General features: G+C 68.2%; 22 protein-coding genes. 10 read left to right on the top strand and 12 right to left on the bottom strand.

The window, feature by feature from the left end; genetic code table 11:
- Window positions 1–1,126: 1,126 nt before the first annotated feature.
- Window positions 1,127–2,317 (bottom strand): right-handed parallel beta-helix repeat-containing protein, encoded by a 1,191-nt coding sequence (locus tag ACFPCV_RS38470; protein ID WP_378062469.1) that lies wholly within the window; start codon window positions 2,315–2,317, stop codon window positions 1,127–1,129.
- Window positions 2,318–2,580: 263 nt separating this feature from the next.
- Complete coding sequence (locus tag ACFPCV_RS38465; protein WP_378062467.1) at window positions 2,581–2,997, bottom strand: DUF6924 domain-containing protein; 417 nt, start codon at window positions 2,995–2,997, stop codon at window positions 2,581–2,583.
- A gap of 250 nt (window positions 2,998–3,247) precedes the next feature.
- Here ACFPCV_RS38465 and ACFPCV_RS38460 point away from each other — a divergent pair, with 250 nt between their 5' ends.
- From ACFPCV_RS38460 to ACFPCV_RS38450, 3 genes are all read left to right on the top strand, one after another.
- Window positions 3,248–4,117, top strand: a complete 870-nt coding sequence (locus ACFPCV_RS38460; protein WP_378062465.1) for an AraC family transcriptional regulator — start codon at window positions 3,248–3,250, stop codon at window positions 4,115–4,117.
- A gap of 373 nt (window positions 4,118–4,490) precedes the next feature.
- Window positions 4,491–5,345: a DUF8189 domain-containing protein gene (locus tag ACFPCV_RS38455; protein ID WP_378062463.1), complete on the top strand. Its 855-nt coding sequence runs from the start codon at window positions 4,491–4,493 to the stop codon at window positions 5,343–5,345.
- Between the two features lie 316 nt (window positions 5,346–5,661).
- Window positions 5,662–6,879 (top strand): hypothetical protein, encoded by a 1,218-nt coding sequence (locus ACFPCV_RS38450; protein ID WP_378062461.1) that lies wholly within the window; start codon window positions 5,662–5,664, stop codon window positions 6,877–6,879.
- A 49-nt stretch (window positions 6,880–6,928) separates the two neighbouring features.
- Here ACFPCV_RS38450 and ACFPCV_RS38445 read toward each other — a convergent pair whose 3' ends face one another.
- From ACFPCV_RS38445 to ACFPCV_RS38435, 3 genes are all read right to left on the bottom strand, one after another.
- Entirely contained in the window at window positions 6,929–7,801 is an 873-nt protein-coding gene (locus ACFPCV_RS38445; protein ID WP_378062459.1) for an SAM-dependent methyltransferase, read from the bottom strand.
- Between the two features lie 23 nt (window positions 7,802–7,824).
- Complete coding sequence (locus tag ACFPCV_RS38440; RefSeq protein WP_378062457.1) at window positions 7,825–8,682, bottom strand: helix-turn-helix domain-containing protein; 858 nt, start codon at window positions 8,680–8,682, stop codon at window positions 7,825–7,827.
- Window positions 8,683–8,812: 130 nt separating this feature from the next.
- Window positions 8,813–9,046, bottom strand: a complete 234-nt coding sequence (locus tag ACFPCV_RS38435; RefSeq protein WP_378062455.1) for a DUF397 domain-containing protein — start codon at window positions 9,044–9,046, stop codon at window positions 8,813–8,815.
- Window positions 9,047–9,135: 89 nt separating this feature from the next.
- On the opposite strand from ACFPCV_RS38435, the gene ACFPCV_RS38430 reads away from it, so the two are divergent.
- The 4 genes from ACFPCV_RS38430 to ACFPCV_RS38415 all read left to right on the top strand — a co-directional run bounded on the left by ACFPCV_RS38430 (window position 9,136) and on the right by ACFPCV_RS38415 (window position 12,817).
- Window positions 9,136–9,477: a hypothetical protein gene (locus tag ACFPCV_RS38430; protein ID WP_378062453.1), complete on the top strand. Its 342-nt coding sequence runs from the start codon at window positions 9,136–9,138 to the stop codon at window positions 9,475–9,477.
- 255 nt (window positions 9,478–9,732) lie between these two features.
- Complete coding sequence (locus tag ACFPCV_RS38425) at window positions 9,733–10,794, top strand: aldo/keto reductase (protein ID WP_378062451.1); 1,062 nt, start codon at window positions 9,733–9,735, stop codon at window positions 10,792–10,794.
- Window positions 10,795–10,841: 47 nt separating this feature from the next.
- Window positions 10,842–11,672, top strand: coding sequence for a helix-turn-helix domain-containing protein (locus tag ACFPCV_RS38420; RefSeq protein ID WP_378062449.1), 831 nt, complete (start codon window positions 10,842–10,844; stop codon window positions 11,670–11,672).
- A gap of 29 nt (window positions 11,673–11,701) precedes the next feature.
- The gene (locus ACFPCV_RS38415) at window positions 11,702–12,817 is read left to right on the top strand and encodes a DNA alkylation repair protein (RefSeq protein WP_378062447.1); all 1,116 of its coding nucleotides are present in this window, start codon (window positions 11,702–11,704) and stop codon (window positions 12,815–12,817) included.
- A gap of 243 nt (window positions 12,818–13,060) precedes the next feature.
- Here ACFPCV_RS38415 and ACFPCV_RS38410 read toward each other — a convergent pair whose 3' ends face one another.
- A complete protein-coding gene (locus ACFPCV_RS38410) occupies window positions 13,061–13,423 on the bottom strand; it encodes a nuclear transport factor 2 family protein (protein WP_378062445.1) in 363 nt (120 codons plus the stop codon).
- 345 nt (window positions 13,424–13,768) lie between these two features.
- Here ACFPCV_RS38410 and ACFPCV_RS38405 point away from each other — a divergent pair, with 345 nt between their 5' ends.
- Window positions 13,769–14,131: a nucleoside triphosphate pyrophosphohydrolase family protein gene (locus tag ACFPCV_RS38405; protein WP_378062443.1), complete on the top strand. Its 363-nt coding sequence runs from the start codon at window positions 13,769–13,771 to the stop codon at window positions 14,129–14,131.
- On the opposite strand, the gene ACFPCV_RS38400 is transcribed toward ACFPCV_RS38405, so the two are convergent.
- A complete protein-coding gene (locus ACFPCV_RS38400; RefSeq protein ID WP_378062441.1) occupies window positions 14,128–14,724 on the bottom strand; it encodes a hypothetical protein in 597 nt (198 codons plus the stop codon). The two genes, ACFPCV_RS38405 and ACFPCV_RS38400, sit on opposite strands and share 4 nt — an antisense overlap.
- A gap of 32 nt (window positions 14,725–14,756) precedes the next feature.
- The gene (locus ACFPCV_RS38395; RefSeq protein ID WP_378062439.1) at window positions 14,757–15,506 is read right to left on the bottom strand and encodes an SDR family NAD(P)-dependent oxidoreductase; all 750 of its coding nucleotides are present in this window, start codon (window positions 15,504–15,506) and stop codon (window positions 14,757–14,759) included.
- A gap of 109 nt (window positions 15,507–15,615) precedes the next feature.
- On the opposite strand from ACFPCV_RS38395, the gene ACFPCV_RS38390 reads away from it, so the two are divergent.
- Window positions 15,616–16,602 (top strand): helix-turn-helix transcriptional regulator, encoded by a 987-nt coding sequence (locus tag ACFPCV_RS38390; RefSeq protein WP_378062437.1) that lies wholly within the window; start codon window positions 15,616–15,618, stop codon window positions 16,600–16,602.
- A 371-nt stretch (window positions 16,603–16,973) separates the two neighbouring features.
- Here the strand turns inward: ACFPCV_RS38390 and ACFPCV_RS38385 are convergent, their stop codons facing one another.
- The 3 genes from ACFPCV_RS38385 to ACFPCV_RS38375 form a co-directional block, all read right to left on the bottom strand.
- Complete coding sequence (locus ACFPCV_RS38385; RefSeq protein ID WP_378062435.1) at window positions 16,974–17,579, bottom strand: pyridoxamine 5'-phosphate oxidase family protein; 606 nt, start codon at window positions 17,577–17,579, stop codon at window positions 16,974–16,976.
- A gap of 61 nt (window positions 17,580–17,640) precedes the next feature.
- Window positions 17,641–17,970, bottom strand: a complete 330-nt coding sequence (locus ACFPCV_RS38380) for a hypothetical protein (protein ID WP_378062433.1) — start codon at window positions 17,968–17,970, stop codon at window positions 17,641–17,643.
- Window positions 17,971–18,508: 538 nt separating this feature from the next.
- Window positions 18,509–19,291, bottom strand: coding sequence for a YybH family protein (locus ACFPCV_RS38375; protein WP_378062431.1), 783 nt, complete (start codon window positions 19,289–19,291; stop codon window positions 18,509–18,511).
- A gap of 92 nt (window positions 19,292–19,383) precedes the next feature.
- On the opposite strand from ACFPCV_RS38375, the gene ACFPCV_RS38370 reads away from it, so the two are divergent.
- Complete coding sequence (locus ACFPCV_RS38370; protein ID WP_378062429.1) at window positions 19,384–20,340, top strand: sigma-70 family RNA polymerase sigma factor; 957 nt, start codon at window positions 19,384–19,386, stop codon at window positions 20,338–20,340.
- Window positions 20,341–20,386: 46 nt separating this feature from the next.
- On the opposite strand, the gene ACFPCV_RS38365 is transcribed toward ACFPCV_RS38370, so the two are convergent.
- Complete coding sequence (locus ACFPCV_RS38365; protein ID WP_378062427.1) at window positions 20,387–21,331, bottom strand: alpha/beta fold hydrolase; 945 nt, start codon at window positions 21,329–21,331, stop codon at window positions 20,387–20,389.
- Between the last annotated feature and the right edge of the window lie 37 nt (window positions 21,332–21,368).

Here is a 21,368-nt window from a genome sequence, read left to right as displayed (position 1 = left end):
CGCCGAAGAGATCCTCGAGTCACTCGCCCGATTTTGTAGGCGAATTTCCGGCGCGGGACACTAGTGCTTCGTCAAGGAAGGTTGGTGCGTTTGTCGGTGGTCCAGGCGTTCGCTGGCAAGGCGGCCGGAAGCCGCTCGTACCGGGTTGTACTTGGGCTTTCGGCCAACGCCGCCAGCGGGCGCCTTGGCCGCCGAGAAACGTGCCGAACCTTTCTTGACGGAGCACTAGATGATTGATTCCGTGAAGTTGGTGTGAGCGGGCGGCCGGTCGTCGTGTGCTGGTTCCGGTTCGCGTTGTGGGTTTGTCCTCGCCGGACGGGCAGGTCTCGGGGGTGGCGGAGGGGCTGTTCGGCGGCGGTTGGGTTCGGGTCTGCCTGCCATCCCGTCGACCTCCCTACGGGCTATCACACCGCGCCAAGGGGGCCGATTCTTGCTTGTTGTGATTCGGGCTTTTGGCCCCCCTTGACACGGCGTAATCGGGCGCTGCCAGGTCGACGGCAGGGAGCCCCTTGCGGGTGGGCTTACGCCACCATCAGGGTTGCGCGGGGCAGGGGCCTTCGCGGGCCCGGGGCGCGGAGCGCCCGGGGGTTTGGTGCCGTGGAAGGCGCGTTCACGGCATCCGGGATGCCGTCAATGGGCCGTTCACAGCGCTCAACGCCGTCAATGTGCCATTGACGGCACCGGTTGTGCCGTGAACGCGCCTTTCACGGCATCAGCCCTGCCCCCGTCGGGCTCCCGCAGGGGTGTGGGGGTCGTGTCTGATGACGGGGCCGTACGCCAAGCCACTTCACATGATCTTCACGGAATCAATCATCTAGATCACCCGCAAACGCACCGAGCCCGCGCCAGGGCACGCACTGCCGTTGGCGGCCGCGCATCGGCACGAGCGCGCGTTCGCACCGCCCGCGCGGCGCAAGCGCGTTCGCTCCTGGCTTCCCGGGAGGACCCGTACGTCTCCTCGGTTGCGGACTGCGCTCCAGCCACGACGCCGCTCAACGAGTTCGCGGCCCGTTGCGAGAAGGCGTGAAACGACGCCCTCCAGAACGGTGTGAGGTTGCTGGTCACCTGCAGTGGTTCGCCAGGCACCACGATGGTCGAGGACAACGCCAGCCCTTTGCGTGGCCGCTTATTCGTCGTACTCGTACGGCCCCCGGTCCAGATAGGTCACCGTGCCCGCGCCGGTGTTGGGAATGCTGGGCAGGTCTACCGCGGTCTCGATCAGCGCGCCTGGCGCGTCCGCGTTCGCGTTGTCGTACAGCGACGTGAGTGAGTTGCGGGACGCGATCAGATCGTGGGCGGCCTGGCCGGTCGCGGAGTGCAGGTCGGCGGGAGAGTCATAACTGGTGCCCGCCCACAGGTAGGCGTCGGCGGCGTGGGTGATGTTGTTGTAGTCGAGCGTGGTCGTCGGCGCGGCGGCCGTGTCGACCTCGACGAAGTGGTTGACCGGGCAGGTGGGGGCGGGGCTGCGCACGAACACGTTGTTCTGGATGCTGACGGCATCGGCCGGCCCGGCCACCGTGAGCGCGGGTCCGCAGCGCTGGTAAAGCCTGTTGCCGGCGATGGCGAGGTTGGTGAACCCGTCGACGACGACGCCGTAGGTGATCGTGTTCCCGGCGAGGGTCAGTTCGCTGCTGCCCTGGGTGGCGTGGATGCCGACGCCGCCGACGGCGCCGGCGACATTGCTCCTGCTGACCGTCACCACCGAACTGTTGGTGGCCCGCAGCCCGGGATGTTGGGCCTTGGGAACGAGTACCAGCTGGTCCAGGGTGATCCGGGACGCGTTGTCGAGCACGATGGCTTCCGCGCTGGACGCGCCACCCGCATGAAATTCGACACCGCGCACGACGATGTCGTGCGCGCCGGAAATGGTGAACACCGGACCGGCTGATGCCCAGACATAAGCAGCCCCGTCAACCGAGGTGATGGTGATCGGGGCGTCTTCGGTTCCGGACCGGGTGAGCGTTGGGGTCTCGTACAAGGTCGCGCTGTCGTGGAGCGCCACGGTCTGTCCTGGTTGGACGATGTCCAACGCGTGCTGGATCGTGCAGAACGGCTGCCCCGCGGTACCCGGACCGGAGTCCGAGCAGGAGGTGGCGCGGACATGGATGGTCGTCGGTTCGGCACTGGCGGGTGGGGCGATGAGCAGCCCTGCCGCAAGGAAAGACGCCGCTAGGAAGGGAACAAGCCTGGTATTCGGTCTCCGTGTTCTGGCCAATTGATACTCCTGAAGTTCGGGGCCACAACTGTCGAGTTGTGCCTGCGACGAGATTCGCCGACTCTGGACATACCGCACCAGCCGACACAGCCCGAAGAGCACCGGACACTTGTCATGGGGTTCCGCCGAGACGTTCGCAAGTCTGCTGGGTCAGAGGGCGGGGAAGGGGAGCACGCCGCTCCCATGGCCACGGGCCGGTCATGTGTTCTCTCCTGTGTTCGTGGCTCGACCTGCACCCTCGGCTCACACGGCAGGCTAAGGTACGCCACTTGTACGGCGCTGCCCGTACTCCGCCCGTACCTGGTCCAAGCCGGATTCGCGCGATTCCGCTGCTGGAGGCGACCGCTCATCGGCGGGAGCGGGCGTCAGAAGCCGTGGAAGACGCCGTCTCGGGCTGATGATCTCGTGAAGTCCGCCCAGTCCATGTTTCCCAGGTTGATGTTGTTCTCCACGCTCCACAGTGCTGCGGGCACGACCCGGAACGGGCTGAGATCGCGTCGGTCGTCGTCGGGGCGCGGAAGTACCCAGACGGCCAGGATCGGGTGCTCGGGATTGACGAGGGTCGTCTCGTCGGCGATGAAGGAAACGATCGCCCCACCCGTATGCCCCGTCCGCAGTGCTTCGGGGGTCAGCCCTTCGAACACCGGGTCGTTCACCACGGCGATGTTCGCCTGGAAACCTTGGTCACTGGGCGTGTGAACCTCCAGGACCAGAGACCCCCACGAGCCGTCATCACCGAACCAGGTGCGGACAAGGACAGAAGCGCTCAGCAAGCCGGTCACCCCGCGAACCATAACGGCCAAGGCCACACATTCGGGCTGTGGCTGCACGGCAACGGCGCGGTGTCCTTCGACGTGGTTGCCGCGATTTGTCACGGTGCTCGCACAAGTCGGATAGATGCCCGCTCTCGGCATGAGTGTGCGTCAGGTCCGCGTCCGGTTCAGGCGCGTGATCGAATGATCGGATCGGATCGCAGCGGTCGGGCGCGGCCGGGGTGTCTTCCGCCAGAGTCGACATCGGAAGGGGGATCTCGTGATCTCGGCACTCAACCAGCTTGTCGATCTTGTCGAGGAGCGCCTCGGCGAGGAGTTCGACGTCGACGCGTTGGCCAGGGCACTCGGCACGACCGAGTACCACCTGCGTCGGATGTTCTCGACGTTGGCCGGTATGCCACTGTCGGAGTACGTGCGCCGGCGCCGCATGACCGTGGCCGCCGCCGACGTCGTGCGCGGCGAGGACGATCTGCTGAGCATCGCCGTGCGGCACGGCTACGGGTCGACCGAGGCGTTCGGACGTGCGTTCCGGGCGGTCCACGGCGCAGGCGTCCGTGACGTTCGCCGCGACGGAGGCCCCCTTCGGACACAACCGCAACTCAGGTTCCGCCTGACCGTCGAAGGGAACATCTCCATGGACACCCGTATCGTCGATCGCCCCGCGTTCCGGCTCATCGGACACGCGGCCCGGGTTCCGCTCATCCACCACGGCATCAACCCACACATCCAGCAGCACATCACCGCACTGCCGCAGGAGGAGCATTCTCGGCTCAAGGCCCTTGGCGACACCGAACCAGCGGGACTGCTGCAAGTCAGCGACGACGTCGACCCCGACAGCGCGGAGGGCAGCGAACTGACCTACCTGCACGGCGTCGCCGTCTCCCGGGACACACCGGTCCCCGACGACCTCGACGCCATCGAGGTGCCGGCAGGCAGGTGGGCGGTCTTCCGCACCGCCGGACCCCACCCGCAGACCCTGCAGAACACCTGGGCCGCGACCGCGACCGAGTGGTTCCCCGCCAACCCGTGGCGGCTGCGGCCGGGCCCCTCGATCGTCACGGTCCTCGACCGCGCGGCCGACTTCAGCACCGCCACCTGCGAGCTGTGGCTACCGGTCGAACCGACCTGACAGACCTACGCGATCCAGGCTTCGGGACCGCATCCGCACACCGGTGTGCGGATGCGGTCCGTCGCTGGTGCCGCCCGGCGGCAGGAGCGTGCCGTCCGTGACGCGTCAGCGGCACGGGGACGTCATGGAACGTTGTGTCGGCCCGATGCGATGTCAGGGCGTGAGCGTGCGCGGATCTGCCAACAGGAGCCGGTGGAGTGTCCCTGTCGGAGTGGGCCTCCTTGGCGTGGTGGTGGCAGCCGGAGTGAACCTGCTGACTGCCCCGGTGGATGGGGACTGGGTGCGTCGGTGGTGGGTGTGGATAGCCACCGGTGTCGTGGTGGCCCTTGTCGCTGGTGTGGTCCTCCAGCGCGATCGGGCCGCCAGGAGCCCGGTGGTCCGGGCGGTGGCGGCCGTCGATGTGGGCGACGGGGTGATGGAGGTCGTGGTCGCCACGGCATCGGGTGCGGTGCTGTCGTCGGCCGTTCGCGAAGGAGCAGGTTGGGCGCAGTGGGTTGAACACCCGATGTCCGGCCGCGCCTGGGACGTCGCCGCGGTGCAGCCATCGCGGGACGTCGTGGAGTACTACGTGGTCGACAGGGAGGGCGTTCTCCGTGGCCGCAGGCGGGACCGGGGAGAGTGGTCGTCGTGGCGCAACGTCCCAGCACCGGAATCCGGCCACGCGCGGGTTGTGCGGATCTCCGCGGCGAGTCTGAAGCCTGGCCACCGCGAACTGTACGCCGTACTGGACGACGGGCGCCTGCTGCACTCCTGGAAGTGGGACGACTCCTCGACCTGGTCCGAGTGGCACTCGGCGGAGATCGGCGGGGGAACCGATGTGGCGGCGTGTTCACCCAAGGACGACCTCCTGGAGCTCTTCCTGCTGGACCGGGACGGCAACGTGTGGCATCGCTGGTTCTGGACGGACACCTGGCATGAATGGGAGAACTGGGGTCACCCAGGCTCGTCGGCGAAGGCTGTGACCGTGTTCCGCCGAGCCGTGGACCACCAGGAGATCTTCGTGGCGGGTAAGGCAGGCGACCTCGGCAACCGGTGGCACAAGGGAGGCGAAGCCTGGTCGGACTGGGGCGTCTTGGAGACCCCGGACGACTTCGTCGACGTGGCCGGGGCGACGACCAGCGCGTTCCGTCTCTGGTGCATCGGTGTGGGCAGCGACGGATGCCTGTGGTCCCGGTCGTACAACAGGGGCTGGGCACCGAAGTGGCAGCGGGCCGAGATCCACGAGTAGTCGCCCTACGGCGAGCAGACCCCCTGGCACAGTGCCCACATCGCCATGAGGGTGCGATCTGGGCGTCCGATCGATCTGCCATGGTCTTCGCAGGTCGGAGGTGGTGCGAGCGCGGAGTGGACCGGGTCGGCGGCTGTCTGGTGGTCCGCGTCGGCGGCGAGACCCGGCGCTGTCCCCTCACCGACTGACCAGGGCCTCGCATCGAGGTCATTCGATTGTCTCTTGTGGCCGGTCGGGATGTGGTTGGGTAGCGGCCATGTCGCCGTACTCGCAGGGCCCGCCGCCTCCCGGAACCCCGGGACCCGGCCAGGGTCCCGTGCCTGGACAGCTGCCGTGGACGCCCTACCCAGGGCAGCAGCCTGGTCCCGGCATGCCGATGGCCCCGCCGCCCAGGCGGCGCGGTCTGGTGTGGACTGTCGTGGGCCTCGTGGTGGTGCTGGCCGCCGCGGGGGTCGCCTACCTGCTCGTCCGGGAGTCCACTGGCGACGGGCCGGGCGAGGGGAGCGCGCGGGACGGTGGCGGGTGCACCGGCGACTACTGTGTCGGCGGACACCCCTACGTGAACGCCTGCGGCGTCTTCGATCCGTCCGGTGTGGTCTCCCTGATCGGGTCGGCCGGTTCCGGCAGGCTGCATGTGCAGGAGACCTACGCCGACCCGTTGCCGCGGGTCGAGGACCCTGCCCGGGCCGCGTGGACCTATGGACTGACCTCGAGCTGCCACGTCTCGCCGGAGGACCGGGACGGCGCGGTCTTCCACAGCGTGACGTTGGAGCTGAAGCAGACGGCGAACGAGGCTCCCGTGCCTCGCGCCGCGGGCCGGCCGCTCCCGGGGGTGGACGGGGCCGTCGTGGAGGACCTCGACGGCGGGGCCCGTGTGCACTGGCGGCACCGCAACATCTCGGCGACCCTCAGCGTGGTCTGGACCAACCGCAAGGCCGCCGTTCCCGACACCACCATGGCGGGGGTCGTGGACACGATCACCAGGGGCTTCGTCAACCCGCCCAGCGAACCCCGCGGGCTCGGTGACCTCTCCGAGGGCGGCGAGCAAGTGGTCATCGACGCCTGCACCGTCTACACCGGCGCGGACTTCCAGTCGGCGACGAAGTACGTCGTCAACCCGACGAACGTCCGCCGCACCTACAGCACCACTGCCACCTCACCGCTGAGAACCACGTGCAGCCGGTTCACCGCCCCACCCAACGCGGGGCTCCCCGCCCCGGAAGGAACCACGTTCCTCGACGGCTCGATGTCCCCGAAGGTCACGGTGACCAAGCACCCGGACCCGGCAGCGGCCAAGGCGGAGCTCGACAGGAACCGGGAGCGCATCGATGGTGCCGTCGAGATCCCCGGCATCGGTGACGGGGCCGTCTTCGGTGTCGGCAGCGCCTCTCACTTCACGCTGCGGTTCACGGCGGGCTTCCACCTGGTCACCGTCGACTGTGGCCTCTCCAACGGCAACGCCGACTGGACCGCCGAGGACATGCGCGGCCGACTGGAACCGCTCGCCACGTCCATCGCCGAGCGCATGAGCTGACCGTCACCTGGTGCGTGGGAACCGCGTCGGCGTGATCAGCCGTGCTTTCTCAACGCGTCGGGGGCTTGCGGCCCACCCCGCCCCAGATCACGGCCTGATTGGCCTGGTCGAACTCGATGACCGGGGAGTTGGGCCCGGTTTCCTCCGGATGCCAGGACTGGGACCAGCTCATGCCTGGTGGCAACAGTTCGAAGTCGCCGAAGTACTTGCGGATCTCGTCCCTGGGACGCCAGAGCACCGGGCTGCTCGACGTGTCGTACATCCTCTTGAGCTCGGCCAGTTGTTCGGCGATGTCGTCGGGCACGCCGTCCGCGGTGCCGTGGGAGATGGCCAGATAGGAGCCGGCGGGCAGCAACTCCCGGTACCGCGCCATCGCGCGGTGGGTGATGTCCACGCCGTCGGCGTCGAACTGCAGGACGTGCAGCACGGCGATGAACATCAGCGCGATCGGCTGCTCCGTGTCGATCACGCCGGTCTCGATGACCCGCTGCCACAGGCGGTCCGGGTTGCGCAAATCGGCGTTGATCACAGCGTGCCGGTCGGGGTCGCCGTTCTCCTCCAGCAGCACCTGGGAGTGTGCGACCGCGACCGGTTCGTTGTCGATGTAGACCACTCGCGAATCCGGAGCCACTTCGTCGGCCACCTGATGGGTGTTGCCCATGGTCGGCACGCCGGCGCCGATGTCGACGAACTGCCTGACCCCCAGGCGCACGAGGTGTCGCACCATCCGGTGCAGGAACAGCCGGTTGGACATCGCGATCGGACGCAGCAGGGGGAACATGGACACGGCACGTTCACCGAACTCGCGGTCGATCGCCCAGTTGGCGGTGCCGCCGAGGTACCAGTCGTACACGCGGGCCACGCTGGGGCGATCGAGGTCGACACCCTGGGGCGGGAACGGGTCGTCTTCGGTGTCGGTCAATTCCTGGTCCTTCCCACCGTGTGTCATATCTGTATCCGCGTCCGGAGGTCCTCGGCGAGCTTCTCGAGGAACTCCACCGTCTCGCCGCGTTCGAGAGCCGCACCGCGCAGCCGGTCCCAGGCGTCCACGAACAGTTCGAAATCGCCCTCGTCCTCGATGTAGACGCCACCGGCCGCGTGCTCGACGAACACGAAGTCCCTGGTGGCGTCGGAGAACCTCATGATCGTGAAGTCGTTGGGCACGAACGACAGCCTGGTGTCGAACGGGAGGACGTGGATGAAGGTCCTCGCGTAGGCCTTCTCCAGGTCGAGCAGGTGCTGGACCTGGTCGAGCGCGACCGACGGATTCGGACCGCCCGGCATCCGGTGGAACACGGCTTCGCCGAGGATGAACCGGTAGTACGGGGGCCGTTTGAGGTCGAAGACCTGCTTGCGTTCCTGCCGGTTGCGCACCAGCGACGTCACGTCGGTCGCCCTGGCCTCACTGAACTGCTTGAGCATGTAGTGCTCGGACTGCAACGGTCCCGGGATGCGTTCGCCGTGCCAGCTCAGGATCTCGGAGGCGGCGGGTTCGAGATCGGTGAACGTGCGGAACCAGTGCGGGACCGCGGACCGGTACCCGGCCCACTGGCCGCGCTGCGAGCTGGCGCGCGCCAGCTCCGTCATCATGTCGACCTCGGTCTTGCTGGCCCCGAAGGCCGCCAGCATCTGCTTGAGGTCCGACTGCTTGACCGAGACGGCACCCGCCTCGATCTTGTTGATCTTTCCCTGTCCACAGTTGAGCAGCGCGGCCACTTCCTGCTGGGTCATCCCAGCCGCAAGCCGGGCGCGACGGATCTCGTTGCCGAGTTGTCTGCGCCGCGATGTCACCGTGCTGGACACCGGCGTCTCCCGCTCTTCACTCCTGGACCAACGAATGGATCACTGTAGTCCACCCGCAGAGGACAGCTCCGCGGTCATGGTGAGGACGCGCTCAACATCCAGGAATAATCGCCGATTCGACCGGCGTGCGCTACCCGAAGGCCCAGTGCCGCGACTTCGTCTCGGCCAGCAACGCGGCCCAGCCCGCGTCGTCGAAGGTCAGCACCGGACCGGGTGCCGACTTGCTGTCCCGAACGCCGACCACTCCGACGGCGCCGAGGTTCACCTCAACACAGTTGCCCCCGTTGGGGCCGCAGAGCCCCGCCGACCGCCACGCGTCATCGGGTAGGACATCGCCGTTTCGGACCAACTGCTCGCGTACCATCTCGCACCTCCTCGATCAACTTCGTCTTGACATCAAGATTAATCGTGCATCATGATTAATCTTGAATCAAGTCGGGGAAGGTGACACGGGTGGTGGACGTCGCAGGACACCGGATCGTCGATGTTGTCGCACAGGGATTCCGCGCACTGACCGCGGAGCCGAAGGCAGCGCTGGACAACAGAGCGACGCTCGACCCCACCCCGGCCCCGCATGATTATTCCGATGAGGTAGTAGTCCTCGGCCGCCTCAAGCCCGGGACGACGACCGAATCCCGCCGCGTGGTGCACGTGTTCAAGCTGGTCCGGGACGTCCTGCACCAGCCCATGGTGACGGCGCGCTGCGGTATGTCGTTGCCCGTCGACGACCTGCAGTGGTTGCCGAGACTGGCCGGCATGCCGTGCGAGCTGTGCGTCATGGCCTCGGCCTCGTAGGGATCACCGACCCCCGGGTGAGCTGACAGCTCCGCAACCGGTCACACACTGCCCAGCAGTGAGGCCGGCTCATCCTCGCGGCCAGCAACACGACGAGGCCCACCGCGCTGAGAGTCGGCCCGTTACGGGGCGGCCCCTCCCAGGGGGCGCAGCCTAGGAGTGCCACACCCAGGAAACCGTGTCCTTCCTCGGATCTGGCGGCGCCGGGAGTCTTGAGAGCACAGGCACTCACGCTCCCGAAGGAGACACCAGCTCATGCAGCTCGACTCGTACCGCACTCTCGGCCGTTCCGGTCTTCGCGTCAGCCCGCTCGCGCTGGGCACCATGACCTTCGACGACGGCACCTGGGGCTCGGCGCAGGAGGACTCGTTCAGGATCCTCGACCGTTACCTCGACGCGGGCGGCAACTTCCTGGACACCGCGAACCAGTACAACGGCGGCGCGTCCGAGGAGACCCTCGGCGCCTACTTCGCCGAGCGCGCGGGGGTCCGGGACCGGGTGGTGCTGGCGACCAAGTTCGGCGGCACCCTGTTCCCCGACGACCCGAACGCGGGCGGGGCAGGCCGCAAGGCGATCGTGTCCCAGCTGGAGGGGTCGTTGCGCCGCCTGCGCACCGACTACGTCGACGTCTACTGGATGCACCAGTGGGACCGGCACACCGCCGCGGAGGAGACCCTGTCCACTCTGGACGGCCTGGTGCGGGCGGGCAAGGTGCGTGCGATCGGCCTGTCGAACACTCCGGCGTGGTGGATCGCGCAGGCGGTCACGACGGCGTCCCTGCGCGGCTGGGAGAACGTGGCCGCCCTGCAGGTGGAGTACTCGTTGCTGGCCCGCACCGTGGAGGGCGAGCAGTTCGGCGCCGCCCGTGCCTTCGGCCTCGGGGTCACTCCGTGGAGCCCGTTGGCCAGCGGTGTGCTGTCGGGCAAGTACTCGCGGGAGACGACGCAGGTGGCCGGCTCGGGCCGGACCGGGTATGCCGCGCCGATGCTGACCGATGCCACGTTCGCCCTGCTCGACGTGCTCGCCAGGATCGCGGGGGAGCTCGGCACGACGGTCGCGGCCGTGGCCCTGGCGTGGGTCCGCCAGCAGCGGGAGGTCACCTCGGTCCTGGTCGGTGCCCGCACCCCGCGTCAGCTCGCGGACAACCTCGCTTCGATCGACGTGACGCTCACGGCCGCGCACCTCGCGGAGTTGGACGCGCTCACGACGCCGCACCTGGAGTACCCTTATCCGTTCCTCGACGAGGTCGGTGTCGGCTACCAGCAGGGCAACACGACGATCAACGGCCTGTCCGCGAAGGAGTTCCAGCGGGCATGAACCGCATGGTGACGGTCCCCGTGTCAGCCCTGGTTAACATCGCGGGTATGCCCACAGCCTCGGCCAGCCCTCTCGGTGAGTTCCTCCGTGCGAACCGCGCCCGGCTGGACCCCGCCGACGCGGGGCTGCCCGGGGCGGGGGGCAGCCGCCGGGTCGCGGGGCTGCGGCGGGAAGAGGTCGCGGTGCTGGCCGGCGTCAGCGCCGACTACTACGCCCGCCTCGAACAGGGCCGGGAGCGCAATCCCTCGGCGCAGGTGCTGGCCGCCATCGGGCAGGCGCTGCGGCTGACCGCGGACGGCAAGGAGCACCTCTTCCGGCTCGCCGGGCTGAACCCCCGGCTGGGCCCGGACACCGGGCGTGACCAGGTCCATCCATCGCTGCTGCGGCTGCTGGAGGCGTTCCCGGCCTCGGCCGCCTACGTGCTGGGCCCCTCGTTCGACGTCCTGGCTACCAACACCCTCGCGAACGCGCTGCTGGCCCCGTTCGGCGACATGCGGAACATGGTGCGGGTTCTGTTCACCCACCCCGAGGCCAGGAACGTCTTCGTCGAATGGCCCGTCGTCGTGCGTGCCACCGTACACGCCCTGCGGCTCAATGCCGGGCGGTTCCCCGACGATCCGGGGATCAGTGGTCTTGTCGAGGAGTTGCTGGAGGTTTCGCCGGAGTTCGGCGACTTGTGGCTCGACCAGTCGGTGGGCGCGCTCACGCGGGCGTTCAAGGTCTTCGTCCACCCCGACGCCGGCCGGGTCGAGCTGACCTACCAGACCTTCGACGTTCACGACGCTCCCGGCCAGCAGCTGCTCGTCGGCACCGCCGAGCCCGGCAGCCGCAGCGCGGAAGCACTGGCCTATCTGGCTTCTCTGTACCCGGCGGGCTGACCCCGGGCTTCTCTGGACGGAGCACCACCATGCCCTTCGCCGACGAACTGATCGGCGCCCACACCGTCCGCGCCCTCGTCACGGCCCTGCGGACCGTGTCACCGCGGGCGCGGTTGTCCGGACTTCGCGCGGCCGAATCCGCCCTGACGCCGCTGGCGCTGCGGGAACGCAGCGACCTCGTGCGGGACGCCCTGCTCGACGACCTGCCGGGTGACTACGCCTCGTTCGCGGCGGCCATGCGCGCCGCGGCCGTCAAGGCGCCGTCGTTCACCGGATGGCTGATCTGGCCGGTGACCAGCGCGGTGGCGACGAAGGCCATCGACGAGGGCGGGACGGACACCTTCGACGACGCGCTGGCACTGCTGGTGGAGCTGACGCCGAGGCTGTCGTCGGAGTTCGCGCTGCGCGCCCTGCTCAACCACGACCTCGGGCGTGCGCTGGACACGATCCTCGGCTGGACCCGGTCCGGCAGCGAGGACGTGCGCCGTCTCGCGTCGGAGGGAACGCGTCCGCTGCTGCCCTGGGCTGTCCGTGTGCCCGGCATCGCCGCCGAGCCCAGGGTCACCGTGCCGATCCTCGACGCGTTGTACCGGGACGACAGTGAGTACGTGCGGCGCTCGGTCGCCAACCACCTCAACGACATCAGTCGCCGGGACCCGGACCTCGTCGTGGCGACCGCGACCGCGTGGCTGGCCGCGCCCGGCCACGACACCGACAACACCGCGCGTGTCGTGCGGCATGGTCTGCGCACGCTCGTCAAGCAGGGGCATCCCGGTGCGCTGGCACTGCTGGGATTCGCGCCCGCGCGCCTGGACGTGACCGGCCCGCTGCTCGCCTCCGACACCGTGACGATCGGGGAGACGCTGTCGTTCACGGCCTCGGTCCGCAACCTCGAACCAGTGCCCGCACGGCTCGCGATCGACTACATCGTCCACCACCGCAAGGCCAACGGCAGCCTGACCGGCAAGACCTTCAAACTGACCACCCGGACCGTCGAGCCCGGCGAGACCTACCAGCTCAGCCGGGAGCACTCGTTCCGGGTGATCACCACCCGCCGCTACCACCCAGGGCGGCACGCGCTCGAACTGCAGATCAACGGAGTGCTGTCCGGCCGGGCCGAGTTCGTCCTGCTGGAACCGAGGTAGCGGCTGTGGTGTTGCTGTCGGCCAGCGCGAGGGCGCGTTGCCGCACCGCGTCGGGGGATTGTCAGGCAACACCACCCGGCCCGTGGCGCCAGCCGGGAGGCCACCCTGGTGGGCACGAACCGCCGCACGGTGCGCTCCGTGATGTCCATCCGGTCCGCGAGCTCGCCGTCCAACGCGGCCGGGACGACGACAACGACAGCAACCGCAGCAGCCGCGAGGTAGTGTCGATCACGCCACCAGCATTCAGTTCTCCGCCTGGTTGTTCCACATCCGCAACACGTCGACGCGGCCGTCCGGCGCGAACGTCAGAGTCCACAGGTTGTCGAACTCGCCGAACTCCGTGTAGGTGCCACGACCACGCACGGCGGCGGTGTCGCCGGTGATCATCAGGATCTCCCACTGGAACGTCCAGCCGTTCCGCTGCCAGTCGTCGCGGCTCTGCCAGCCTTCGACGATCTCGTCGCGCCCGATCCAGTCCGTCTCGTACGGCCACTCGTGGTACTCGGCGTCACTGGTGAACAGCGCTTCGATGTCGGCCCGTTCACCGGTCGACCACGCGTGCACGTAGCGCTTGATCCAGCCCTCGACGACGTCGTGTTCCGGCATGGTGACGTCTCCTTCCTCTCTCCTGGGTCGATCCTCGTGCCGGGCGAGAAAACGGAGAAGGGTCGCTCTTCCTGGGTGTGTGGCACCCAGGAAGAGCGACCGCACCGGTTCAGAGATCGACGATCCTCGTGTCGGCGCTGCTGGTCGCCAGACCTGGGCCGTGCGCCGAGGCCGGGCTGCGAAAACCGGCGTCGGTAGGAACCGGCCGGGACGACTTCGGTCCGGAAAGGAGCGTCGGACCGGTGTGATCCGACAGACACCCGATCGGGGGTCGCGGGCCGTTTCCAGGACCGGAAGCGTCCGGGTTGACGGCTACCGTTGGGCAAGATTCGAGAGGAGCTTGTGATGACCGACCAGGAAGAGCGTGACGACGCCGGGCTCACCGACGCGGAGGCACGGGCACGGCAGGTGCGCGGACTCTACGAACAGCTCGAGCAGCGCCTGCTGGGCAGGACGTGGACGCTGCCGGAACTCGCCGTGGGCTTCACCAACGACGCGGCCTACGTCGGCCGCCTGGTGCTCGCGGCCGAGCGCACGTGGGACATCGACGGCGATGTGGATGCCGAGCTGCGGCACAAGCTCGCCGAGTGCCTGTGGTGGGTCTTCGTGCTCGCCGACCGTCTCGACATCGACCTGCCCGACGCCTACACATCCACGATGGACAAGATCCGCGGGGGACTGGAGCAGTCCGTCCGGCGCATGACCTAGGGGGCCACGGGGTCACGCAGAATGGTGCGCAGGTGCTCCTGAGGGGTGGTGGCGGTGAAGGGATCCAGGTGAATCTCGTGGTGCGCGCCGACGCGCCGCAGGTGCCGAGCCGACGCGAAGGCACCCAGCCGCGCGAGTGTGCCGAACTCCTCCGCGAAGGGGCCGTGGTGTGTGACCTGCACGACCAGTCGTTCGGGCAGGGTGAAGAGCGTCAGGTCGTCGTCGGCCGAGGGGGCGGCGCGGCGCGCGGACGCGAGGTCCTCGGCCGTGGTGTCGTCGCCGACCTGCGCCAGCACGCGGTATTCGAGCATGTCGATGGGGTTGACGCTGTAGAAGTCGGCGATCTCGACGGGGGCGGCGTCGGTGGGGTAGTGGTAGAGGATCTCGACGACGTCAACGGCGCCGTTCGACCGCGGCAGGGCGGCTGCGATCGCCGCGACGAGCGCTTTCTTGCGGTAGAAGCTGTCCGTGCCAGGGCGTCCGTTGCCGGTGGTGGAGACGAACGTGGCGGCGGGTGCCCGGACGAGCTCGGGCGTGTCGGCGGCGTGCAGGTGCGCGGTCGCCGGAATGGCTTCGGTGGCTGTGATGTCCATGCGAGTTCTCCCGAGTTCTCTGCTGCTGGTTGTCAGCGTCGGCGGCTTTCGCCACCGTCGACGACGAGTTCGGCTCCGGTGACGAAACCGTTGGTGGCCAGGAAGAGCGCGGCTTCAACGGCTTCGGTTGCCTGTCCGAGCCGCCCGAGTGGAACCCCCTCGGCGAGCCGGCTCCGCAGCCGGGTGCGAGCGGCCTCGTCGTCACCGGCGTCGGCGAGGAGCCCTGGTGTTTCGATGTAGCCGGGGGCAAGGGTGTTGACGCGAATGCCGCGCGGGGCCAGTTCGTTGGCCCAGACCCGGCCCAGTGCGTGCACGGCCGCTTTCGACGCCCCGTACACGCCGAAGGACGGTGTGCCGGTGAACGCGGCCGTCGATCCGTTCAGGATGACCGAGGAGCCCTCGTGGAGCAGGGGCAGTGCCTTCTGGACGGTGAGGACCACACCGCGCACGTTGGTACGGAAGATCTGGTCGAGGTGCTGCTCGGTCACCTCCTCCAGCGGCGCGAAGGACCCGCCGCCCGCGTTGGCGAACAGGACGTCGATTCCCTCTCCGGAGGCGGTGATCGTGTCCATGAGCCGGGCGATGTCGGCCGGTTCGGCCATGTCGGCGCGCACCGGCGTCGCCCCCTCTCCGATCTGCTCCGCCGCCGCGGCCAACTCCGGTGCGCGGCGGCCCGTCAGGTAGACGTGCGCTCCTTCCTCGGCGAACCGCCGGGCGGTGGCGAGCCCGATGCCTGAGCTGCCCCCGGTGACCACCGCGGTCCTGCCGTCGAGCTGACCCATGTGCTGCGTACCTCCGTAGCAGACGTCGAGGTGCCCTGTTGCGCCTCGTCTGCGACGGTACGAGGAGTTCCGGACAGGTTCGGCCCGGAATTCTCGCTATCCTCGTGGTGTGCTCAGCGCCTCACATCGCCTGCTGCGGTTGCTCACGGTGCTCTCGACCCGTCCGGAGTGGACCGCTGCCGAACTCGCCGAGCGTCTCGGGATCCACGAGCGGACAGTGCGCCGGGACATCGCGAAGCTGCGGGAGCTCGGCTACGGCATCGACGCGGCGACCGGGCCTCACGGTGGGTACCGGCTGGGCCAGGGCACACAGATGCCGCCCTTGAGCCTCGACGACGATGAGGCTTTGGCAACGGCGATCGCGTTGCGTCAGCTGGCCTGGCGCAGTCCCGGCGGTGAAGGCCACGCGGCGCTCGGCGCGTTGGTGAAGCTTCAGCGGTCCCTGCCGCGGCGGGTGGCTGATTCCCTGCGCCGCTTCGACTCCGTGGTCGCCGAGGCCGGCGACGCACCGGAGGCCACGGCGTGGGGGCAGGTGGATCCCGTGGTCCTGGCAGGGCTCGCGGGTGCCTGCCGGGCGGGCGAGCGCGTCCGCCTGTCCTATCGCGACCGGCGGGGCAGCGGCAGCGACCGCGAACTGGAGCCACGCCAGGTGGTCCGCACCGCGCACCGCTGGTACCTCGTCGCCTGGGATCTCACCCGCGACGACTGGCGCGTGTTCCGTGCCGACCGGATCCGCGACGTCACCGTCACCGGCCGGGCAGATCCACGGCGCCCGGAAGTCGACGCGGCCGCGATGGTCGAGGCGGCGATCACCAGCACCCCCTACGAGGTCCATGCCGACGTGGCGATCCCCCGTCCCCTGACCGCGGTGCGCGCGCTCATCCCGGCGACGGTGGCCCGGCACCGCGCCGATGGCCCCGAGACCACCATCACCCGGCTCGGCGGGCCCAGCGCGCAGTGGATCGCCGACTACCTTCTCCGGCTCGGAGTGCCCTTCCGGGTCGTCGCACCCGATGAGGTGCGACTGCTCGTCGTCGAACACCTCCAGCAACTCCTCGCCCTGCAGCGAAACGAGCCCGACATCCCAGCGCACTAGGGCCTGTGTCGAAGTGGGTCAGAGCCATTCGTTGATCGCGGCGATGTGGACGGTGGCTTCGTAGCGGACGGCGAGTTTGCCGAACCGGGTTAGCGACTGCTCGGTAGCGTTTGAGCAGGTTGATGCCGCATTCCACGGCGTGGCGCTGCTTGTGGGGTCTGGGGGGCGAAGGCCGGCACACGGAGGCGAACGAGGGGGCGCAGATGGCACAGGACGGGAACAGAGGCCGGGGCAGCACGATGTGGGACAGGTGCCGTGAGATCGCTACCCGCCGGACGCCGGGACCCCCGACCGCGTGAATGTCGACGGGGTCATCTTTCACCTGGTCCCCGACACTGGATATTGAGCGACAGCCCGCTCACCCGGGCCGGTCAGCAGCCGCTGTCCACGTCGTCGAGGCCGGACCGGTGGCCCTCCAACCAGTCGTCGGCGGCCGGTTGGGCCGGTGCGGGCGTCGGGGTGGTTCGGGATGCCTGGAACGTGTAGCGGGTCTGGCTGTGGGGCGCCTTGCCGAAGGCCAGCACCTTGGCCGGTGTCACGGCAAAGACGGCTGCCCGGTGGTCATCGCCGCCGGGGTCGCGGAACTGGCCGTCGACCACCTCGAACGGCCAGTCGAGCTTGTCCCGCCACATCCGTGCCAGCCGGTTCAGCGTCGGTTCGTCACCGATCCGCGCCACGGTGCCCTCGACGACCACGTCGAGGCCTGAGCGGTAGGAGTTCGAGCCGGTGGTGAGCGCGCAGCGCGGGTTTGACTCGAGGTTGCGGGCCTTCTGCTCGTGTGCTCCGGTGCAGAAGTGCAGCTTGCCGTCCAGCCACATCGCGGGTAGCGGCGCCACGTGCGGGCGTCCGTCCCGGCGCACGGTGGACAGCCAGAACATCTCCGACTCCCGCAGCACCTGCTCGACGTCGGTCCAGGGTACGGCCGTGCTGCCCGGCTCACTGAACTCCGTGACGAACTGCCCTCTCGGCTCGGTCACCGTCATCACTCCTCGTGGCGAACGACTATCACCAGGTACCGACCATTCGGACAGGACGAACTCATCGCCGCGGGCGGGCTTCAGGTGCTGCCCGGTCGCCACGAGCGAGGATGGCGGCCACCTCCGGTGCGCGGTACAGGAACCCGACGTGGGAGGTGTCCAGGATGTGGACGTCGTACGGCTTGTCCGGGGTCAGCGCGTCCGCTTCCGTGATCAGCCTGTCCTGCATGGCTGTCGGGAGTGAACGACCGGCCATGATCGCCGCCTTCAGCCTGGCGAGCAGGTCGCGGACGTGCGGTAGTTGGCTCGGCCGGCCCGAGCACAGCCGGTCACCCGCGTTCGACGCGGCCGGCGAACCAATCAGGTTGGCGGCGAACTCGGGCTTTCCCATGTACAGGTCGGTGCCGAGCGTGAGACGGGCTGAACCGGTCGAAAGGACCGGCGGAGCAGCCGTCTCAGGCAGCCGGAGACGGACATCCAAGGCCAGTGGGAGCCGCATCCGCTCCGCTTCCCAAAACGTGATCGCGGCGACCGCAGAGCACCACGGGGTGTGTCCGGCCGCTCACGATGGGGACGGCGACCCTCGACACCGGCGGACTCAATCCCGGTGATCTCAACCGTGGATCGAATTGTTGATTTTCGAGGAACTCGACACGCCACGAGCTGAGTTGCGAATCCTTGGTGCCGCTTCAGCGGCTGCCGGCGATCGGTGCGTCAGCGCGCGTGTTGCAGGTCGGTGAGGAGGTGGAGATCATCGACGGGTCCCACGTGGGCAAGCATGGAAAGGTCGTTGGCGTTGGAACAGGAACGGCATGGGATCGCTTCATCCGCCGCGCCGAATCACAGTGCGCCGCGGGGCAGCTCCGTCAGTGGCAGAAGCGGGCGGTCGAGAGCCACGTGATGCCGCTGCCGGCGCTGCCCCGGCGCGATCAGTCGCCCGGCGCCGGCACGGACAGATGCTGGTGGATCATCTGCCAGACGCCGTCGCGCCGCTGGAAAACACGGGTCCCGCGGGACTGGATCTCGACGCCGTCCGCCACGACGCGGTCGAGTCCCCATGCCACGGCCAGGTCGCCGTACGCACGGATGGTGAGGTCGGGGATGTCGAACTCGATCGGCCCGGGTGACGCCTGGAGGCCGCGACGGCACACCTCGCGGACCTCGTCGATCCCGGTGTACCGCAGCGGTCCGGTGTGCTCATAGGACACGATGTCCGACGCGACGTGCTCCATCAGCCCGTCGAGGTCCTTCGCCGCCGTGCGGTCGAACCACTGCTCGTGCACCGCCCGGACCTCGGCATCGGAGACCTCCGGCGTCCCGGTCGTGTCCGCGAACGAGTGGTGCTCGTGCGTGACGACCCACCGGCCCGCCACCTTGGTGAGGCCGACAGTCAGCCGCAGTCGATGCTCGGGGTCGCGATCGAGGTCCGCGGGCGTGCCGCACCGCAGCAAGGCGACGGCGAACGCGACGTCCGTGCCTGCTGTGACGTCGAGCGAGTCGATCTCGAACACCGCGCCGGACGCCTGCCACTCGAAGAAGCCCGGCCAGGTCTCGCGGTAGGCCTCGATGCCGCGCACGCCCTGCTCGGGCGGCGGGACGTCGAACATGACGATGTCCGTGGCATGGTCGGCAAGCACGGCGGAAAGGTCGCCGTTGTGGACGGCGCTGGCCCAATGTTCGATGAGGTCGCGGATCTGCTGTTCGTCGGTCATGGTCGGTTCCTCCTCGTCGATACGCTGTACAGGTGGAACCCACGGCATCGCGGGAATTCATCGCAGCGGCGGCGACCGTGCGGGATGGGCGTGTGACCGCGCCTGGCGACCTCGTCGCCGCCGCTCGCGGTGGCGACGTCGACGCGTTCGATCGTCTGGTCGCGCCGTACCATGACGAGTTGCAGGCACACTGCTACCGGATGCTCGGCTCGCTGCAGGACGCCGAGGACGCGCTGCAGGAATCGCTCGTGCGAGCGTGGCGCAGCGTCGGCAATCTCGACGACCGCGGCTTTGTTCGAGCGTGGCTCTACAAGATCGCGACCAACCGCTGCCTTACCGCGATCGAGAGGCGCGGCCGCCGCGAGCTGCCCGTCGACGTCGACCCCGGAACACCCGCCACCGAGATCAACTGGCTCGAACCGTACCCCAGCACCTCGCCCGAGGCGCACTACCTCGCCCGCGAGAGCGTCGAGCTCGCGTTCGTCGCCGCACTGCAGCACCTGACCGCGATCCAGCGGGCAGTGCTGATCCTGCGCGACGTGCTCGGCTTCTCCGCGGCCCAGGTGGCCGAGCAGCTGGATACATCCCCTGCATCGGTGAACAGCGCCCTGCAGCGAGCCCGGAAAGTGATCGGCTCGGCCGCGCCGACCCAGCACACCGTGCTGCGCGACCTCGGTGACGAGGCGATCGGCGCGATCGTGACCCGCTGGTCCGACGCCTGGCACCGCGGCGACGTCGACGCGATCGTCGCCATGCTCGCCGACGACGCGCGTTACTCGATGCCGCCGCTGCCCGAGTGGTATCGCGGCAGGGATGAGATCCACGACTTCCTTCTCCGCGGGCCCCTGCGGTCTCGCTGGCGATTCCTGCCCACCAGAGCCAACGGCCAACTGGCTTTCGGCACCTACATGTGGGACCAGGCCGCCGGACAGTACCTGCCCGGCGGCCTGGACGTCCTCACGATCCAGGGCGGCCACGTCACCGAGGTGACCGCCTTCCTCACCGCCGACCTCACCCGGTTCCGGCTACCGGCGCGCATCCGTCACTGAGCGACAACCGAGCACGACGCAGTCCGACGCGTGCTGCTTGACGCGGCTAGACAGCACCCTGCTGTTCCAGCCATTTCAGAATCGCTTGGTTTGTTTCTTCCGGCTTCTCTTGCTGGATCCAATGACCGCAATCCAGATTGACCACGTCCACATTGGGCACGAACTCCTTCAGGCTTTCGGACTTCGAAACTGCGTCCCGGTCGCCATAGATCATGAGCGTGGGCTGTTGGATGATCGGGTTCACGTCCGCCAGCAAGCGCCAGTTGCGGTCGAGGTTCCGGTACCAGTTAATGCCGCCCGTGAACCCCGACGTTTCGAAGGCGGAGACGAAAACAGCCAGTTCGTTGTCGCTCAGCAAGGGCTCGCCCAGTGGTGTTTCCGCGTTGGCGAGATTGATCATCGCCATCCCTGGCGCCGGCTCTCCCAGTGGCTCGTTCTTTCGGTACAGGTTGCGGAGGAACCGGGAAGTATTCTCTTCCAATACCGCGTCCGCGACGCCTGGCTGTCGATTGAAGTGGACAAAGTAGAAGTCGCCGCCAAGTATTTCTTCCATGAACTCGATCCAGGGTTTTTCTCCGCGCTCCTGGTAAGGCAAGCTCAGATTGATCACTTTGTCGACACGGTTTGGATGCAGTAGGGTCAGTCCCCAAACGACCATTGCGCCCCAGTCGTGACCGACAAAGGTGGCGTCTTCGTATCCGTAGTGATCGAGAAGTGCGATGAGATCACCCGACAGGTGTGCAATGTCGTAGTCTGTTACTTCGGCCGGACGGGATGAGTTGCCATAACCCCGCTGGTTTGGGACGATGACGTGGTAGCCCGCTGCGGCAAGGGCGGGCATCTGATGCCGCCAGGAAAAGGCGTGCTCTGGCCAGCCGTGGCAGAGCACAATGGGTTTTCCCGCATTCCGTCGGCCTGCTTCGAAGACTTCGAGTTCCACGCCGTTGACTGAAACAAGGGTGGACTTGGGAAAATTGGTTGGATTGAACATGCATTCCTCTTCGTATTTTCGGTGTGATCAGGCGACG

Origin of the sequence: Actinophytocola glycyrrhizae (assembly GCF_042653545.1) — a bacterium.
GTDB lineage: Bacteria > Actinomycetota > Actinomycetes > Mycobacteriales > Pseudonocardiaceae > Actinophytocola > Actinophytocola glycyrrhizae.
This window is presented reverse-complemented; position numbering and strand designations above follow the sequence as displayed.